Origin of the sequence: Bradyrhizobium canariense, assembly GCF_019402665.1 — a bacterium.
GTDB classification, from domain to species: Bacteria; Pseudomonadota; Alphaproteobacteria; order Rhizobiales; family Xanthobacteraceae; genus Bradyrhizobium; species Bradyrhizobium canariense.
Window position 1 is genome coordinate 1 of record NZ_VSST01000025.1, and the last position, 14,510, is coordinate 14,510.

At 59.4% G+C, this 14,510-nt stretch carries 12 protein-coding genes and 2 pseudogenes; 9 read left to right on the top strand and 5 right to left on the bottom strand.

All coding sequences use genetic code 11. The features are described from left to right. Positions 1-713 precede the first annotated feature (713 nt). The 4 genes and pseudogenes from FXB41_RS14800 (at position 714) to FXB41_RS14810 (ending at position 3,772) form a co-directional block, all read left to right on the top strand. Positions 714-1,952: a cytochrome P450 gene (locus tag FXB41_RS14800; protein ID WP_085348739.1), complete on the top strand. Its 1,239-nt coding sequence runs from the start codon at positions 714-716 to the stop codon at positions 1,950-1,952. Between the two features lie 728 nt (positions 1,953-2,680). Further along, positions 2,681-3,028: pseudogene (locus FXB41_RS40700) on the top strand (transposase); the annotation flags it as partial. A 21-nt stretch (positions 3,029-3,049) separates the two neighbouring features. Next, a pseudogene (locus FXB41_RS42160) lies at positions 3,050-3,238 on the top strand (helix-turn-helix domain-containing protein); the annotation flags it as partial. Positions 3,239-3,556: 318 nt separating this feature from the next. Next, complete coding sequence (locus FXB41_RS14810; protein WP_219682262.1) at positions 3,557-3,772, top strand: hypothetical protein; 216 nt, start codon at positions 3,557-3,559, stop codon at positions 3,770-3,772. A gap of 281 nt (positions 3,773-4,053) precedes the next feature. On the opposite strand, the gene FXB41_RS14815 is transcribed toward FXB41_RS14810, so the two are convergent. The 3 genes from FXB41_RS14815 to FXB41_RS14825 all read right to left on the bottom strand — a co-directional run bounded on the left by FXB41_RS14815 (position 4,054) and on the right by FXB41_RS14825 (position 6,649). Further along, a complete protein-coding gene (locus FXB41_RS14815; RefSeq protein WP_219682263.1) occupies positions 4,054-4,287 on the bottom strand; it encodes a hypothetical protein in 234 nt (77 codons plus the stop codon). 6 nt (positions 4,288-4,293) lie between these two features. Beyond that, positions 4,294-5,496, bottom strand: coding sequence for a diaminopropionate ammonia-lyase (locus FXB41_RS14820; protein WP_219682264.1), 1,203 nt, complete (start codon positions 5,494-5,496; stop codon positions 4,294-4,296). A gap of 628 nt (positions 5,497-6,124) precedes the next feature. Then, entirely contained in the window at positions 6,125-6,649 is a 525-nt protein-coding gene (locus FXB41_RS14825) for a LysE family translocator (RefSeq protein WP_246648854.1), read from the bottom strand. A gap of 514 nt (positions 6,650-7,163) precedes the next feature. On the opposite strand from FXB41_RS14825, the gene FXB41_RS14830 reads away from it, so the two are divergent. Together FXB41_RS14830 and FXB41_RS14835 are read left to right on the top strand one after the other, a co-directional pair. Then, complete coding sequence (locus FXB41_RS14830; protein WP_446479880.1) at positions 7,164-7,382, top strand: rubredoxin; 219 nt, start codon at positions 7,164-7,166, stop codon at positions 7,380-7,382. A gap of 62 nt (positions 7,383-7,444) precedes the next feature. Further along, positions 7,445-8,089 carry an FMN-binding negative transcriptional regulator gene (locus FXB41_RS14835; protein ID WP_219682265.1) on the top strand — a complete coding sequence of 215 codons (645 nt, stop codon included), beginning with the start codon at positions 7,445-7,447 and terminating at the stop codon, positions 8,087-8,089. Positions 8,090-8,371: 282 nt separating this feature from the next. On the opposite strand, the gene pdxR is transcribed toward FXB41_RS14835, so the two are convergent. Continuing rightward, positions 8,372-9,904 carry a MocR-like pyridoxine biosynthesis transcription factor PdxR gene (gene pdxR / locus FXB41_RS14840; RefSeq protein ID WP_219682266.1) on the bottom strand — a complete coding sequence of 511 codons (1,533 nt, stop codon included), beginning with the start codon at positions 9,902-9,904 and terminating at the stop codon, positions 8,372-8,374. A gap of 801 nt (positions 9,905-10,705) precedes the next feature. Continuing rightward, positions 10,706-11,602 (bottom strand): LysR substrate-binding domain-containing protein, encoded by an 897-nt coding sequence (locus FXB41_RS14845; protein ID WP_219682267.1) that lies wholly within the window; start codon positions 11,600-11,602, stop codon positions 10,706-10,708. Between the two features lie 110 nt (positions 11,603-11,712). Between FXB41_RS14845 and FXB41_RS14850 the strand changes: the two genes are divergently transcribed. Genes FXB41_RS14850 through FXB41_RS14860 form a run of 3 tightly spaced genes read left to right on the top strand, consistent with a single transcriptional unit; the run spans position 11,713 to position 14,346 of the window. Beyond that, complete coding sequence (locus tag FXB41_RS14850; protein WP_219682302.1) at positions 11,713-12,462, top strand: SDR family NAD(P)-dependent oxidoreductase; 750 nt, start codon at positions 11,713-11,715, stop codon at positions 12,460-12,462. 25 nt (positions 12,463-12,487) lie between these two features. After that, complete coding sequence (locus FXB41_RS14855) at positions 12,488-13,339, top strand: transketolase (RefSeq protein WP_219682268.1); 852 nt, start codon at positions 12,488-12,490, stop codon at positions 13,337-13,339. Then, positions 13,336-14,346 (top strand): transketolase family protein, encoded by a 1,011-nt coding sequence (locus FXB41_RS14860; RefSeq protein WP_219682269.1) that lies wholly within the window; start codon positions 13,336-13,338, stop codon positions 14,344-14,346. Before FXB41_RS14855 ends, FXB41_RS14860 begins: the two co-directional genes overlap by 4 nt. Positions 14,347-14,510: the final 164 nt, after the last annotated feature.

Sequence of the window (14,510 nt, forward strand, 5' to 3'; positions counted from 1 at the left end):
CTTTGCCTCGGATTCCGCAAAGATGCCGCTTGCTCATTTCCTCAGGCCGCGTTTCTAGCGCCTTTTGCGGCAGCTTCTTTCGGACGCGATCGCGGCGGGCAGCCATCGACGTCGGCCCTCGCTTGGGGACCGATCTAATCTTGAGTTTTGCTGTTGGTGGCTTGTGACCTCGAGTGAGACCCAACCGAGTCAGCCTGCCGCAGACGGCTTGCGACTGCACTCGAGATGACCCGCGATCTGCGCGGCACTCTGTTCCTCGGACCAGAGCTGTTTCAGGTGTGCCAATTCTCTTCTATTCCAACGCATGGAAGATACTTTGTTGCCAGTCCGGACATCCGTCGCTTCGCGCAATGTAAGTGGTCGAGTGGCGAAGGGCTGCCTGCCCGAGAAAATGACGATAAGCGGCTGGGTGCCACAGCTGCGAGTGCTTGCGGCTTGATGTTGACTACCACAAAGGGCACGTTCGCGCCCTCCCAATCCTGATAGGGGAGCTTCGCTCGCCTTTCGATTATTCTTTGTCGACAGGGACCGAACCAAAGTCCGTAACATGATTTCAGATTTCGGAGCTCGCGCGAAGTCCAGCCATGAACATGCGTGACAGATCATTAGTGCACCGCCCAAGCTCGTCGTGTTCGAGCAAGCTTCCCCGCGAACGCTAGACAGCGCACTCAGCTGATCCAGCAAAATTGCAGGCCAATGTCAGCGAGACAATCATGACAGCGTTATCGACAGAAAGCGCCTGCGAGAGCACTGATATCCCGCTGAGTCGCCTTGATGTAAGCGAGCCCAAGCGCTTCGAGGATGACACAGTTTGGCCTTATTTCGAGCGGCTGCGAAGGGAAGATCCCGTCCATTATTGCGAAAACAGCCCATACGGACCATATTGGTCGATAACAAAATACCGCGACATCATAGCCGTGGACTCAAATCACACAACATTCTCATCAGAGCGAAGCGTCACAATAGTCGACCCGCCGGAGGAGTATTGGACCCCCAGTTTTATCAAAATGAATCCTCCTCTCCACGCTCAGCAGCGTAAGACTATCAGTCCGATAGCGGCATCGGAGAACTTGGCAAATCTTGAAGGCTTGATCCGCTCGCGGGTTCAGAAGATTTTGGACGGTTTGCCGCGCAACGATACCTTCAACTGGGTCGACAGGGTCTCGATCGAGTTGACGACCCAAATGCTGGCCACGCTGTTCGATTTTCCATTTCAGGATCGGTGGTTGCTGACCTACTGGTCGGACGTAGCTGCCTTGACTCCACAAATGGGCGACCAGATCGACAGCTGGGAAAAGCGAAAGGTGGTGCTGTCGGAGTGCCTGGACTATTTTACGCGGCTTTGGAGCGAACGGGTCAATTGTGAGCCGCGCGGTGACCTGATCTCGATGATGGCGCATTCACCGGCGACCCGAAACATGGAGCCCCGCGAGTTCCTGGGCAACCTCATTCTGCTGATTGTTGGAGGTAACGATACTACGCGCAACTCAATTACCGGGGGCGTCTTGTTCATGAGCCAAAATCCATCCGAAATGCGAAAACTCCGGGATGATGCTTCGCTCGTGTCCGGCGCGGTATCCGAGATTATACGATACCAAACCCCCATTGCACACATGCGCCGGACCGCTGTGGACGATTTCACGATAGGCCACAAGCGAATCAGGCGAGGCGAGAAAGTTGTGATGTGGTACATCTCTGGCAACCGAGATGACGAGGTCATTGCGAGAGCCAACAGCTTCATCATCGATCGGGAAAATGTACGGCAACATCTCTCTTTCGGATTTGGGATTCATCGCTGCGTGGGTAGGCGCCTTGCGGAGCTGCAGCTGAAAATCCTGTGGGAGGAGATGCTGAATCGATGTTTGGAGGTAAATGTGGTCGGCGAACCGGAGCGAGTTCAATCGAATTTTGTGCACGGTTATTCCGCACTGCCGGTGCAGATCCCAGGTTAGTCTCGGCTGCGGCCGACCTTCAACACTGTCATGCCGTTCAGAGCCGGCGGTTGGGACAACGACTTTCTGGAGACCAGTTCTCTAGGTAAGTTCACCGGCGTTGCGTGCCGGGCTTACGGTTGTTTCGAAGGTTGCGGGCAGGGGCCGCTATCGCGTCGAGGATTTCGGCCGGGCGGCTACGATACTCATCACGGCCTGCTGGAGCCGTGCCAGCCTTTCAAAGTGTAGGGAAGCAGTCCGTCCAGTCGATGAACTGAATGACCAGACGGGCCATACGAGGGGGGCTCACTTCATGTGAAGACGAGGAAAAGCAGGCTCGAGCAGAGTAGCGCAAATCCGGCTGCGGTCAGCCCGAGGAAACTGCTGGAGACAAGATCATGACTGCCCATGAACGACCTCTGCGGCGAGGAATAGAGATCGGCAATCGCCGCTCCGCTTCCCTTTCTGGCCAATCTCGGCATTGTTATTCAAATGAGCCGGATAATTCCTGCTGGTCTCGGGGCAGAGCGCACTTTTCCAGCAAGATCGAGCGACAGTTCGCCGCCTTCCGGCGGGCATTCCTCGTTTTGTGCTCTCGTGCTTGCAAACGGATCGCTCCGCCAGAAGCTGAGTAGACCAGAGCATCTTGACAGCACAACTCACTCAAATCGTGCCGTCAGCGTTTGAGCGCTTGCAGGATTGAGCGCCCATCTGAACCGCCGCCGCAGGTTTGGCGGAGGCTCCAAGTCTTGAGAAGGTGGAGCCAAGACAAGCAAAGACGACGCAAATGTTCACCCGACGCTCGAGCCCGAGCGGTTCGTATAGCTCTGTATCAGGCCAACGAGCACAGGTCGCGCTGGACGACGGTGACTTCCATTGCGGCCAAGATTGGCTGCACGCGCAGACCTTGCATGACTGAGTCAAGAAGGTCGAGATCGACAGTGGGCAGCGGGCCGGCGTTCCGACCGAGCTGGCCGAGAAGCCCAAGGCTCTGGACCGGAAGAACCGCGAGCGTCGGCAGCCAACGAGATCCTGCGCAAGGCAAGCGCTTATTTTGCGACGGCGGAGCTCGACCGCTGGTCCAAGCCATGATCGCGTTGACGATGATCGTGCGGTCGGGCGACATGCCACCAGCGATGTTCAGATCTTCGGCAAAGGCTGTCTCGGGGCAATAGCTCTCATTGGTAGAGCGCGAAGAGATCGGGCCTCTCAAGGTGCAGGGCCAATCGATCCAACAGATTGGACGTCGCCTGGGGCGGGCTGATTCGACAGTCTCGCGTGAACTGCGGCGCAACGGCCGCCCGCGCCGAACCAGAGGGCCATGGCCGCCCATGTGAGGACCATAGCGCCCGCGTGAGGCTCGCTCAGGGAAATGAGGTTGGCGAGAGCCCGGAAATCCGAGCCGTACGGGACGATTCCGTCCTCCTCGCAATGAGACGATTCGAACGCGGCGCGATCGTTTCGAACGCAGGCGCCGCGCGAATTGCGAGGATACCAAGCCGCGTCAAACCATGAATTCACTTCTGCACGCGAGAGGCTTTTAACCGCTCGACAAATGTGCGCTATACCGAGTGCAAAGAGGGCACTAACCTTATCGCATTATCCCTCGAAGGGAGAGATGGAGCGTGAGCGAATTTACGGGAGAGGTTCAAGCGAATATGGGCCTGGTCTTGGATCAGGTCTGTGCGGGACTGCCGAATGGCGGTGACCACGAGAGCCGTCGATATGTCGCTGAGCAAGTGATCCAAGCGGTGCGGGCGGGAAAAACGAGTCTGGGGGAGCTGACCTCTGCGGGACGTCGCGCTGTCGTCTATCTGAAGAATGCGCCGAAATCAGCCTAGCAGTCCCTTGTTGCCGGCCCGATCTGCCCTGCGTTCGCTCGCAGGCAGCCGCGTACCCCACAGACCTGGCGTTAGGGCACATTGACGGATGGCATGGGCGCCGTCGGGCGCGGCATGAACGCGCTTTGGTGGTGGCCGCGTGCCGCCAACATGATCGCGAAAGCCGTGAGAACGATCAGGAGTCCACGCATATCGACAGATTACTCGGAGAGCTGTATCGCAATTATGAAACGGCTCATAGCCGGTGTGCCGAATCAAGAAGAAAATGAAGCTGTGTTGTATCATTCGATGAGGCGAACGCGTTTGGACTGCAAAGCGCCAAAGTCATAGCGCTTGTTCTTGCGGCAAGACGGCAAAGCCATGCCTTTTGTGCCGAAAACGTGCGTACGGGCCTCGTTGGAAGCAGAATCTGCGGCGGATTTCAATCGTAGGATCAATCGCTGGATGCCTTCGTTCTTGGCCTTCTGTTGGGCTTTCGTCCCCGTCACGAGTTCACCGAACGGGCCGCGGATCATGAGCGTCTAGGCCTCCAAGCTTCTCCTGACCACTTGCGATAGAGACTGACCCACGAGCTGTTCGTAAACGCCAGGATCCGTCGCACCCTCGGTATTGATGAGGAAGACCCGTGCGTCAGGTTCAAGACCAATCAGGCCGCGCAAGGTCGAATCGGCAGCAACTTTCAGCAACCCTGCCAGACCAACCCCGCCACTTTCGCCTGCAACGATAGCCGGATCACCGTCCCGGGGATTGGCCAAACGGTTCATAACCCCGACGGCGTCCTCGTCATCGACAATCATAAAAGCGTCGGCTGCGCGCGAAAGGATGCGCCAAGCGACGAGCGAAGGTTCGTAGCACTCGAGCATCGCCATCACTGTCGGCTGCCCATGAGCTACCTTGACACGATGCCCGGTTCGAGCGCTTTCAAACAGGCACGCTGCGCGCGATGGATCGACAACCGTGAAGAACGGGCGATTATCACCTAACAACACCGAAAAATGTCCGGCGACCGCTGCGGCAAGTCCACCGACTCCTGCCTGGACGAAGACGTGGGTCGGAGGTTCGGGCAACTGTCGTAGTGCTTCAGTCAGGAGCGCGGTATATCCCTGCATTACCAGACCAGGAATACGCTCGTAGCCCGGCCAGGACGTGTCAGACACCGTGATCCAGCCGTTCTCTGCGGCAACTCGGGATGCTTCGGCAACGGAGTCATCGTAGTTGCCGCTGACGCGGATCATCTGCGCGCCATGTCGGACGATTGCTGCGCTACGCTGATCGCTGACGCCCGAGTGAATGAATATAGCGCAGTTCGCCCCCACTAGCTGAGCGCCCTGCGCTACGGACCTGCCATGATTGCCGTCCGTGGCGCAGGATACCGTCATCCCCCGTGCTACGGCCTTCACCTCAGGTGCGTGAAGCTCCGAGATGTCGACAGCCCTGCCGAGGCGCGGAGTTGCTGCTTCTAAGACGAGCCGGATCACGGCATAGGAGCCGCCCAAAGCCTTGAAACTGCCAAGGCCGAGCCGGTGACCCTCGTCCTTGACTTGGATCGAGCCCACGCCAATCTCGTTGGCGAGGCCCGGCAATGAAATCAGCGGTGTTTCCTTGTGGCCATTGCGATATCTAAGAAACCGCTCCACCTCGCACGCAGCTTCGCAACTCAGCATGTTGGCATCCGCACCATCCAAAGGCGCCCGGTGGTCAGTGCGATGGTTAAGAAGCAACATGGTTCGAGTTCCCGGGGCGCAGATCTAAGCATCGCGGCGATGCGCTTGTCGAAACACTAGCGGGAATCCCAGCGATGTCACGCCTTCTCGCTAATCCGCAACAAATGGGAGGCCGCTCTCGATGACGACCCTGACGGTGCTCAGGATCGGGCGGGTGATGCCTGATGTTTGAAGATCCGGCGGGAGGGCGTTGCGGACATCGCTCACCCGTTCCTCGCTGCACTCCTCGTTTCGAGCACGAGGAAGGATGACGATTTCTAGGCCGTGGACACGAACTCGGTTTCTCATCACGTATCCAGATCCACCAGCACGAGAGCAAAAGAGGCAGCAGAGGCAAGCGCGTTGGATTGCGGTGGCGGGCCCTGCTCCCGGCCGGTTGATGCGTCCCTTCATGTTCTGCCGGCCCGGACGGCCAAACCGCGGCCGAAGTCGAACCAGCATCGACGCTGGTCGTGATCGCGTTGCACGGTGAAGCAAGGACCTCCGGTGGCAAGGCGTCCTTCGTAGCCGAATGGAGACTCTGCGCGCTATTCGGACGCGGAAGTTCGGCAGCGGTGAACTCGTGCGGCCTGCGAAGAGTAGCGTCGGCCCCAGCCCGCAGATGATGGCGCCTGATGCCTATCGCGCCTTAACGAAGAATGAGGGCCGTTTTGCAAAGCCATCCCTCGTCTTTGGAGCCCAATAGGTCACAATCAGGTCTACGCTCGTGTTGAGTCCGACCGAAATGAGCCAGGACGATGAACTGCATGCTGACACTCCCAGATGGGTCGACGAGTTGCGGGATGAACACGAGAAAGCATGCGGCTGTCTTCGGGTTCAGCGCCTCTACGACGATGCCCTGGCGAAAAGCAGAATACGCATCTGTCGTCTGCAATTCTATCGGATCGACGCTTGCCTCGCGCCACGCCTTGATCCCGAGCCAGATGAGATACAGGCCTCCGGCGATCTTTAGCAAGGTGAACGCTTGTGCGCTTGCGACAACACGGGCAGACAGACCGACGGTGCTGCCGAAAACGTGGACAAGCCCTCCGGTACCCAGGCCAACGCTCGATGCGAGCGCTTCACTTCTGCCGCCAGCAAGCGTCCGGGCCACAATATAGAAGAGATCCGGGCCCGGCGTGACCACCACAAACAATGCCACGGCCAGGAACAAAAAAGAACGTATGCGAGTCGAACATCGCTCAGCCCGTTAATCGTTTCAACTGACGTTCGCGGCGCCAATCTTCGTGCATGATGGCTAGACCCGTTTCACGCCTGAGTGCAATTGGACAAAGCTCAGGACTGCAGCGGCCGTGTGGCTTGCTGCAAAGCCATTTGTAACGCCGCCGGCCGCTGGACGGTTCTGGCTCATTTGCGCTCTTATCGGAAGTGATGGAATGCACAGCCGACGCCTCGCAGGCCTTTGCCGATGAAGCGGCGGCGCGTGGCTGAGGGACCCAAGGCTTCGCGGTCATGGCTGTCCAACAGTCGGATGACCAGTTTCGGCTGCTCGAAGAAGGAATGCACTTCTTCTCTGAGAGATCTTCCTACTGCCGGGTTGACGGCCTTGACCAAAACCAGAGGACGTCAAACTGGTACAGCAAGAATGCCGCAGACTGGCTCTATGGAATGAACCAGTTCTGGCCTACATCGGTCTCATGAATGCTCCACAGCATAGGCGACCCGAGATGAGCAATGAAAGCGCTCACCTGCACTCTGAAACAGCGATCGGCGCACCGGTTTACAAGACCTGGATATGCGCGCTCTGCGGGGTTGTTTACAGCGAGCGGGAGGGATGGCCGGACGAGGGCATTCCGCCGGGCACTCGCTGGGAAGACGTCCCCGACGAATGGATCTGCCCCGATTGCGGTGCAGACAAGAGTGAATTCCAGATGACCGAGGTCTGAACGAAATCCCGTTGATGCTGCGAGCAGCGTGCGCGGCATTCATCAATTGCCAGGGAGCTAGCATGTACGTCCCCCCACATTTCGCCGAGTCGCGCCCCGAGGCGCTTCACGATCTCATCAACAAAAATCCTCTCGGCATCCTCTTTACCAACGGGAAGAGCGGGCTCGACGCAAATCACCTACCTTTCGAGTTGCACGCGAAGGAAGGGCAACAGGGCGTGCTTCATTCACATGTGGCTCGCGCAAATCCCATTTGGCAGGATATCGGTACGGGGAACGAGGTGCTGATCGTATTCCGCGCCGGGGATGCCTACATCGCGCCGAACTGGTATCCCAGCAAGGTCGAGTTCAAGAAGCAGGTCCCGTCCTGGAACTATATGGTGGCTCATGTGTACGGACGCGTGACGATCCGCGACGATGAGCGTTACGTTCGTGGCATGGTCGCGCGGCTGACGCGCATCCATGAGGCGAAGCAGGCCGATCCTTGGAAGATGACTGACAGTCCCAAGGACTACATCGACATGATGCTCAAGATGATCGTCGGAATCGAGATCGAGATCACACGACTCGTTGGCAAGTCGAAGCTTAGTCAGAATAAAGAGGTCCGGGACATTCTCGGTGCAGGGAACGCGCTCAAGGCCCAGGGCAAGGATGTGATCGGCGATGCAATGCTGGCCGCCGCTGTGGCCAAAGCGGAGCAGGCCTGACTCATATCCGACGGAGCGACATGCTCGGAGAAATCGTGGCGCAACGCCCTACTTGTGATCCTCGGGTATGGCGGGGCCAAGCCCATCGGCGGCCCTGCGCAAGCATGGATAATCTCATTCGCCCTACGATCGTCTGCCGCTGGCGAAAGCTCTGGTTGGAGTCAAAAACTGGAGATCAGTGCGCGTTCTTCCCGGCGCGCTGCGGAGCACCCCAACCCAATGTTCAAGTTCGCGGCGAGCGCCGATTGCTGCGAAAGAGACCTGAGCGCGGCCATCCAGATATTATCTGGCAGTTTCCATCCGTGGGCGCTTGGACAGTTTGGCCTTTCTGTTCGCGCGGACCGATGCCTCAAGGACACCTTTCAGGCGGACTGCGGCCCCCTGCAATTCCGCGACGGAAAAGCCGCCGAAGCCGAGCATTAGACCGAACCGAGCAGGCGCATCTTGGTACATGGGCGAGATCGGTCGCACAACCAGCCCGGCCTTCTGTGCTTGCTCGGCTAGCTTGACGTCGTCGAGGCCGGCATGAAGCCAAAGCACCAGGTGCATACCTTGGTCGCTTGGTTGGAGCGCTGTCCAGGACGGCAGCTCTGTCTTAATGGCGGAGATCAGGGCCGCGCGCCGTTCTGCGTAGGCGCCCCGGATGCGCCGTATGTGAGCTTCGAAATAGCCCTCGCGCATATATTGCGCGAGCACATATTGATCGGCTGTCGGAGAATGGCGGTCAATAAGAGCACGGGCGCCTGCGAACGCCTCCACCAGCGGAAGGGGAACGATGGCGTATCCGATCCGCATGGAGGAAAAGAGCACTTTGCTCATCGTCCCGAGATAGACGACACGTGTAGGATCGAATCCCTGCAGGCACGGAAATGGATGTCCCGCGTAGCGAAGTTCGCTGTCGTAATCGTCCTCGACAATCCAGGCATTGTTTTGACGGGCCCAGGACAGCAGAGCCGTGCGTCTCGCCATGCTCATCGGCATGCCGAGCGGATATTGATGCGATGGCGTAACGAACGCGACCCGAGCCTTCGAGCAGCGGACGAGGCCTTCGTGGACGTCGATGCCCTGCGCGTCGACGGGAATCCGAGAGGTCTGGACGTTGAAGTTTCCGAGAACCGCGACAATACCGGGATAGGCGGGGTCTTCCGCCCATACTGCGTCTCCGTCCGCAAGAAGAACGGTTGCAGCCAGAAAAAGACCCTGCTGCGTACCCGCCGTGATCACGACCTGGCCGGCCTCGCATTTCACTCCACGGGCTTTACGAACGTAGTCAGTAATCGCGAGCCGCAAATCAGGCAATCCTTTCGGGTCGATGTATCCCGACGGGGCAGCCACGCGCAGCGCTCGGACGCGATTACCGAGACGGCGCCACTTGTCATCCGGGGCGACCGCGCCTGCCGGATGAGCGATTGCAAATGGCATCGTCCCTTGGGGCCGAAGAGTTTGCACGACCTCTGCAAGACGGGCGACGTTCTCCAGCAACACAAGGCCGATCCGCGGCGGCTCGATGAATGCCTGCGGTGGGCTCACGAGTTCGCTGTCGCCGTCGACGTTCGCCACGATTGTGCCGCCTCTGGCGCGCGCTTCGAGGTAGCCTTCCGCATGTAGCTGACCAAACGCCTCGATGACCGTACCCCTCGCGAGTTGGAGCGATGCAGCGAGGGTGCGGGTGGACGGCAGCCGTTCGCCCGGCTTCAAGATCCCGTTTGATATCGCCTCGCGAAGTGCCTGCGTGAGTTGTTGTCCGACCCGGCCTGCGGTCTTGTCGAGAGAACCCAGCGAGGGAATTGCGATGATGTTTCGGCGCCTTGCCATTGCCGTTCTGGTCTACCTATCCGCTCGTACTTTGAAGTCCAGAATAGACCAACTCTGTGAGTCATTGAAAGAAATCGTCACATACCGCTCTACCGCTCGGCTTTGACATCCCAACCCCCGACCAGTGATGGCCTTGCGGGTCAGCTACCATCTACGTAGGTAGGCCGGCCCGAGGGCCGTGGAAGATCGCCTCGTTGAATCAAGGGCTGAGCATCTTCGTTGTTGAGAGGCTATCCAGTTTCGAAGCCCATCGAAAGTGTGAAATCCATCGGCCGCGTAGCAGCGGACGTCCGGAAGGAAGGCCTGCATCAATTCGGCGAGCGCATGTCCCGGATCGAGGTTCAGCACCCCTGCTGACCCCCAGCTCTGCCACGGCCTCCAGGGTCGCTGACCAGTCGATGAGGCGCGCGACCTGGCAAGCGAGCTTCACTGTTGCATCGCTTGGGTAGAAGATGCGCTCGCCGTCGCCTCCTGCGAGCGGAATCCGCTGGCTTGCGATCGGCTCACGCCTGCTGGCGTCGAGCGCATCTTGCAACGGTTTGCAGGCGCGCGCGAGCCGTACGTGTGGGAAGTGATCTCAATGCGTGTCTATATGTTGAACGCGGCTGCGGCGCTCAGGCGCTACATCGATGATCGCCTTGTAGAGATGGATCGGCGAGCATCAGCGATAGCTCGCTGCCAGACCAATGAAGAATGCATGATCTGAGGTTCTCCGCAGGCGCGGACGCCCCGGCGGCGAAGGTTGCTGTTCGGCGCCAAGCAGAGGTTTGCCCTGAACCAAGCTCCAGCCAGACCTGCAGTTCATCGCGAGGAGCGGGCGTGTTCGCCATCGAGTTGCGCCAGCAACCAGTCTGCAAACGCTCGTACGGCCGATCTTTGTCGGCTGGCGCGCGGATAGATGAGACGGTGACCGACGTAACTGATATCGTTCGCGCGTCCCGCCAATGGGGCAACCAATCGCCCATTGGCCAGTTCACGCTCGGCCAGGAGGGGTGATTCCAACGCCACTCCCAATCCCTCCGCAGCGGTCGCAATCGCAAGAAAGCTCCGATCGAACCTCATGCCGTGGAGCGCGGGGGCTTCCAATCCGTTCGCGGCGAACCATTGATGCCACTGCACCTGCTTCACGTCTGAGCGGATGAGCGTCTGATCGAGCAGATCAGCGGCCTTCCTTATCGATTTTGCGAGCGAGGGAGAGCAGAGCGGCGTGACCGTCTCCTCCGGTAGAGGAACAATCTCCACGCCTTCCGCGCGCGGTGGACCGTAGACGATATCGATATCGAAATCATCGTTGCTGAAGCGCGCATAATCCGTGCTTGCGGCCAATCGAACCTCGAGCTTCGGGTAAGCAGCGAGAAACTGCGCAAGCCGTGGCGCCAGCCATTGCGCAGCAAAGCTTGGGGCGGAGTGGACGCGCACCAGTTGCGGTCCGCGCGCGGCGACTTCCTCAAGGCCGCGGCGGAGCTGATCGAACGCCGTCCCGGTGTGACGCATCAGATTTTCGCCGGCTGGCGTGAGCCGCACAGACCGCGCGCTGCGCTCGAACAGAACCGTCCGAAGCGTGGCCTCCAGCTTGCGGATCGCGTGACTGACGGCGCTCGGCGTCAGGTGAAGCTCATTCGCCGCATCGCGAAACGATCCGGTCCGGGCTGCGGCTTCAAAGGCACGAATTGAGGATATCGGGATCTTCGAGAGCATCCGATAAGTGAACCAGATTCATCGATCCGTGACAACTGTGCGTTAGTACATCCGGCCTCCGCGCCTCATTCCTAAATCCAGCAAGGAAGAACAATTTGCGGGAGGAATTGATGCTGCTCAGCGGTAAGACGGCAATCATTTCGGGCGCGGCCTCGCCGCGCGGGATCGGGCTTGCCACCGCCCGGCGATTCGCCGCCGAGGGCGCTCGGGTGACCATTCTGGATATCGACGCGGGCGCCGCGGCGGACGCTGCGGCATCGCTTGGAAAGTCCCACATTGGACTGGCGTGCAACGTCGCCGACAAATCGTTCTGCGAACAGGCAGTCGCCCGCGTGATCGAAACCTTCGCACGCATCGATATCCTGATCAACAATGCCGGGATCACCCAGCCGGTCAAGTTCCTGGACATTTCGCCGGCCGATTGGGATCGAATTCAGGACGTCAATCTCAAGGGTATCCTGTTTCTGTCGCAAGCGGTGATCCCGCATATGCGCGCACGAAAGTCCGGATCGATCGCGTGCATGTCGTCCGTCTCGGCCCAGCGCGGTGGTGGCATTTTCGGCGGCCCACACTACTCGGCTGCGAAAGCAGGGGTCCTTGGCCTCGCCAAGGCGATGGCGCGGGAGTTCGGCCCTGATGGGATTCGCGTCAACTGCGTCACGCCCGGCCTGATCGGCACGGATATTACGGCAGGCAAGCTGAACGATGAAATGAGAGCGAAAATTCTGGAAGGCATTCCGCTCAATCGCCTCGGCACGGCAGAAGACGTTGCCGGTATCTACACCTTCCTAGCCTCCGATCTATCTGCCTACGTCACGGGTGCCGTGATCGACGTCAACGGCGGCATGCTTATCCACTGAGCCCAGCGAGATAAGGTCCAGATCGATGGAAACGCCCACCAATACGCTTATCAACGCGCCCAAGCTAGCGGACCGCGCCTACAATATCCGCCGCAATGCGCTGCGCATGGGCAAAGTCCAGGGGCAGGGTTATATCGCGCAGGCGCTGGACATATCCGATGTTCTCGCCGTGGCCTACTTCCACGCCATGCGTTACCGGCCTGAAGATCCGTCATGGGACCGCCGGGACCGCTTTCTGCTCTCCAACGGACATTATGCCATCGCACTTTACGCAGCTTTGATCGAAGCGGGAATTGTCCCGGAGGAAGAACTCGAAACCTATGGCAGCGACGAGAGCCGCCTGCCGATGTCGGGCATGGCCTCCTACACGCCCGGAATGGAAATGTCGGGCGGATCGCTCGGACTTGGGCTGAGCATTGCAGTCGGCATGAGCCTAGGACTCAAGTGCAAGAGATCCGAGGCACGGGTATACACGTTGTTTTCCGATGGCGAACTCGACGAAGGCTCCGTCTGGGAAGCGATCCAGTGGGCAGGCCACTACAAGCTCGACAATCTGATCGGCATCGTCGACGTCAACAATCAGCAGGCGGACGGTCCTTCCACACAAGTCATGACCTTCGAGCCGCTGGTCGAGAAGCTCAAGGCCTTCGGCTGGTTCGTGCAGCGTGTCGATGGCAACGATCTCGACGCCGTGGTTGCCGCGTTCGACACCGCCAAGTCCCATCCCGAGCCCAAGCCGAGGATGATCGTCGCCGACACTCTGATGGGGAAGGGCGTTCCTTTCCTGGAACAGCGCGAGAAGAGCCATTTCATCCGCGTCGAGCAGCACGAATGGCAGCTCGCGCTTGCCGCGCTCGAAGCCGGGAGGCAGGCATGAGGACCATCAGATCAGCACCGCAGCCGGGCAAGCCGCGCCTGACCACCTCCGCCATGATCGCATCGATCGCGACCGAAGGACAGAAGACGAAACCGGCGCCCTTTGGACATGCGCTCGTCGAGCTCGCCCGCAGCCGCCCTGAGGTGGTCGGCATGACGGCCGATCTCGGCAAATACACCGACCTGCACATCTTCGCGAAGGAATTTCCGGACCGTTATTATCAGATGGGCATGGCCGAGCAGCTTCTGTTCGGCGCAGCGTCGGGCCTTGCCGCCGAAGGCTTCATGCCGTTCGCGACCACTTACGCCGTGTTCGCATCGCGACGGGCTTACGACTTCATACACCAGACGATCGCGGAGGAAGATCGCAACGTGAAGATCGTCTGCGCGCTGCCGGGGCTGACCTCGGGCTATGGCCCGAGCCATCAGGCCGCAGAAGATGTCGCCCTGTTTCGCGCGATGCCAAACATGACCGTCATCGATCCCTGCGATGGCCATGAGATCGAGCAAATGGTGCCCGCCATCGCCGCGCACCGCGGGCCGGTCTACATGCGCTTGCTGCGCGGCCAAGTACCGGTCGTGCTCGACGAATATGACTACAAATTCGAACTCGGCAAGGCCAAACTGATCCGTGACGGGGAGGACGCCCTGGTCATCTCATCCGGCATCATGACAATGCGTGCACTCGAGGCCACGCAAACTTTGATGCGCGACAACGTCGATACCGCGGTGCTGCATGTTCCGACGATTAAGCCGCTCGACACTGAGACGATCTTGCGTGAAGCCGGCAAGCCGGGCCGCCTTGTCGTTGTTGCCGAAAACCACACCGCAATTGGCGGACTTGGCGAGGCGGTTGCTGCACTTCTGATGCGTTCAGGCGTTCATCCGCGTTTCCGCCAGATCGCATTGCCGGACGAATTCCTTGACGCTGGCGCACTTCCGACACTGCACGACCGCTACGGGATTTCCACCGCAGAGGTCGCAAGGCAGATCAAGCAGTGGCTTTAGTGCACCGGCGCTAAGCGCCAATCAAGGGAAGCCCCTTGAGGAGCTACGCCCGCCGTATATTGCGGCGGCGAGCGATGGCTCTTGCCCAAATGCCGGCGATCGAAAGCCGGTGAAGAGCCCGGAAGGCTGCACGCCAGCGCAGCTTGCAGTCGGCAGCAACGTCA